The organism is Candidatus Erwinia dacicola (genome assembly GCF_001756855.1).
Lineage (GTDB): Bacteria > Pseudomonadota > Gammaproteobacteria > Enterobacterales > Enterobacteriaceae > Erwinia > Erwinia dacicola.
In genome coordinates this window covers 1-2,664 of record NZ_MAYS01000149.1, presented here as the reverse complement: position 1 = coordinate 2,664, position 2,664 = coordinate 1, and the positions used below count along the sequence as shown (strand labels likewise).

5 protein-coding genes are annotated in these 2,664 nt (G+C 59.2%); 1 reads left to right on the top strand and 4 read right to left on the bottom strand.

Features of this window, described 5'->3' with window-relative positions; genetic code table 11:
- The first annotated feature begins 89 nt into the window (after positions 1 to 89).
- Positions 90 to 239 (top strand): hypothetical protein, encoded by a 150-nt coding sequence (locus BBW68_RS19555; protein ID WP_245166531.1) that lies wholly within the window; start codon positions 90 to 92, stop codon positions 237 to 239.
- A 63-nt stretch (positions 240 to 302) separates the two neighbouring features.
- Here the strand turns inward: BBW68_RS19555 and BBW68_RS04720 are convergent, their stop codons facing one another.
- The 4 genes from BBW68_RS04720 to BBW68_RS04705 are packed head-to-tail and all read right to left on the bottom strand — an operon-like array spanning position 303 to position 2,554.
- The gene (locus BBW68_RS04720) at positions 303 to 842 is read right to left on the bottom strand and encodes a biotin transporter BioY (RefSeq protein WP_070134229.1); all 540 of its coding nucleotides are present in this window, start codon (positions 840 to 842) and stop codon (positions 303 to 305) included.
- The gene (locus BBW68_RS04715; RefSeq protein WP_070134228.1) at positions 842 to 1,483 is read right to left on the bottom strand and encodes an energy-coupling factor transporter transmembrane component T family protein; all 642 of its coding nucleotides are present in this window, start codon (positions 1,481 to 1,483) and stop codon (positions 842 to 844) included. The genes BBW68_RS04720 and BBW68_RS04715 overlap by 1 nt, the downstream gene beginning before the upstream one ends.
- Positions 1,480 to 2,154, bottom strand: a complete 675-nt coding sequence (locus tag BBW68_RS04710) for an energy-coupling factor ABC transporter ATP-binding protein (RefSeq protein WP_070134227.1) — start codon at positions 2,152 to 2,154, stop codon at positions 1,480 to 1,482. Before BBW68_RS04710 ends, BBW68_RS04715 begins: the two co-directional genes overlap by 4 nt.
- Positions 2,155 to 2,167: 13 nt before the next feature.
- Entirely contained in the window at positions 2,168 to 2,554 is a 387-nt protein-coding gene (locus tag BBW68_RS04705; RefSeq protein WP_070134226.1) for an SDR family NAD(P)-dependent oxidoreductase, read from the bottom strand.
- Between the last annotated feature and the right edge of the window lie 110 nt (positions 2,555 to 2,664).

Below are 2,664 nucleotides of genomic sequence, written 5' to 3'. Positions count from 1 at the left end.
TCTTTGCAACAGTGCCGGCGCAGGCACCCGGACATTCGCTTTTCTAACTTCCATCTGCGCCTGTGGGTGCATAACATGAGAAAGCGCTGGTGCAGCGCCGGATCAGCGAGGTGATGGCGTTTATCCGCGACGGGGTTATCGCCAGCGATATTGTGGCGGAGTTCGCGCTGGAAGAGATTGATCAAGCGGTAAAAGCGGTGCAGTCGGGGGAGCAGGGCAAGATTTTATTGCGCATGTAACCGAGGATCCGCATCACAAACGGGCCGACCAAAAGAGTGTCGGCCCCTACACAGGGGCCGGGATTATTCCAGGGTCGGATACGCCCGGCGCACCGCGCGCACAATCAGTACCGCCAGCACCACTTTAACGATATCCCCCGGCAGGAAGCCAAGTGAACCGAGCGCCACCTGTTTGACCGGCAACCGCGCCACCAGCGCAATCCACGGAATACCCGCCGAGTAGATCAGCACCACGCCGCCCAGCGCCAAGATCAGCAGCTCTTTTACCGGCGTTAGCGATCGCAAATGACGCTGATACAGCCAGCCAATCAGCAGTGCCGCCAGCGGCCACGCGAGGATAAATCCCCCGCTGGGGCCAAGGAAAATCCCTAAGCCACCGCGCCCACCGGCCAGCAGCGGCAGGCCAATTGCCACCAGCAGTACAAACAACACCAGCGCCAGCGCACCGCGTTTGGCCCCGGCAATCGCCCCGGCCAGCATCGGACCAAGCGTTTGGGCGGTGATTGGTACCGCAATCACCGTAAGGCTGAAGGCCGGGAACAGGCCCAGCGCGGCAGTGATCGCGGCAAACAGCGCGATATACACAATATCTCGGGTCGACATTATTCTCTCACTTTCTCAGCATCGCTGCGCTCACGGCGCAGCTGGGGATCCCAGTCGCGGGCTTCCAGCGCGGCGGCAATATCATCGGCCATCTTCAGGGTACGCACAATCACCGGGATCGCCACCGCCAGCACGCTGCGATCCAGCCCGCGCGCCTTTTGCGCTTCGCGCACTTCGGCGGTGATCCCCGCCAGCACTGGAATAAAACGCAGCGCCAGCGACAGCGCTAGGCTGACTTTTGTGGGATTAATGCGCAGGAAGCGCAGCCAGAACAGCCCTTTCTCCAGCGCGTCGATCATCTCTGAAGTGCGGGTAGTAAGCGTCACCAGCGCCGCCATCAGCATCAGCGTCGCTAGGCGGGCAATCACCAGCACGCTGGACTGCCAGCTGACCATCCACCACTGCACGGCAAACAGCAGCACCAGCACCCACAGCAGCGGCTTCAGCTGTAGCAGCATAATACGCAGGCTGATGCGCGCCAGCGGATAGAGCAGCATCACCACCAGCAGCGCGCCGAGAGTCGCATCAAGGCGCGGGAAGACAAACAGCAGCGTACCGAGGATCGCCAGCGTGAGGATTTTGATGCCCGGCGGCAGATGATGCAGCGGGGAATGACCCGGAATATAGTCGCTCAACGTCATGACATCATCCCGACGTACTCTTTCAGCGCCACGGCGGGCACATCGTCAATCACCACTTTGCCGTGATCGAACACCAGCACGCGCTCGAAATCCTGCAAAAACTCCAGATCGTGCGAGACCACAATGGCGGTCTGCTCGAGTTCGGCAATCGTCTGGGCGATACGGTGCTTGTTGCGCAGATCCAGCAACGTAGTCGGCTCATCAAACACGATGTACTCCGGCTCCATCACCAGCACACCGGAGATTGCCAGCAGCTGTTTCTGCCCACCGCTCAGCAGGTGCGCTGGATGCTGGCGAAATGCCTGCATATCGTAGCGCGCCAGTGCGGCATCGCTGCGCTCGCGGATCACCACCTTCGACAGGCCAAGATTTTTCATCCCGAAGGCGAGGTCTTCCTCCACCACCGGAAAAACAATCTGATTATCCGGGTTCTGAAAAACAAAGCCGACTTTGCGCCGCACCGCTTTACCGTGCTGACGGGTGTTGAGGCCATCGACCAGCACCTCGCCCTGCTTCGGTAACATCAGGCCATTCAGCAGGCGGACAAAGGTGCTTTTGCCGCAGCCGTTGCCGCCGACAATACCGATGCGTTTTTCCGTCAGCTGCAGATTAATGTTGTCGAGTACCGTATGCTCACCGTAAGCATGCGATACCCCTTTCAGTTCCAGCATGAAGTCTCTTGGCTCAGGCGGGTTTACGCGGGCGATACTGGCGGCCAATGGTCAGCTGCTCGACCACGGCGGCAGGCGACAGCGACATGACGAAATCGACGGCGCGGCAGATATCTTCGCTGCTCAGCATCTCGTTCAGTGTCAGTCCTGAACCTTGCACCATATCGGTATCCACCACGTCAGGGCACAGAGTGGTGACTTTAATCCCCTGCGCATCCGGCGCGCGCAGCAGCCACGGCGTACAGATGCGCGCTGGATCGAGCGTGGCGGCAAAGCTTGCCAGCGCCTGCGCATCACGCGCCAGTAGAATCAGATGATAGCCCTGCAGATAGAGATGGCGGGCAAGATGGTGGCCGATAGCGCGGAAAGCACCGGTAATCAGGGCAACTTTGTTTAACACAACACACCTTTTAGCTGGGCAGAAATTGCCTGCAAAGATACGCGAATTTTCGTCGCCCTGCGCGAATTTTTAGCGGGATACAGCAAGCAAAAGAGTTATTGTCAAATCTG

Coding starts and splice junctions, on each gene's coding strand:
- BBW68_RS04710 (WP_070134227.1), bottom strand. CDS start 2,154: ATGCTGGAACTGAAAGGGGTATCGCATGCTTACGGTGAGCATACGGTA.
- BBW68_RS04715 (WP_070134228.1), bottom strand. CDS start 1,483: ATGACGTTGAGCGACTATATTCCGGGTCATTCCCCGCTGCATCATCTG.
- BBW68_RS04720 (WP_070134229.1), bottom strand. CDS start 842: ATGTCGACCCGAGATATTGTGTATATCGCGCTGTTTGCCGCGATCACT.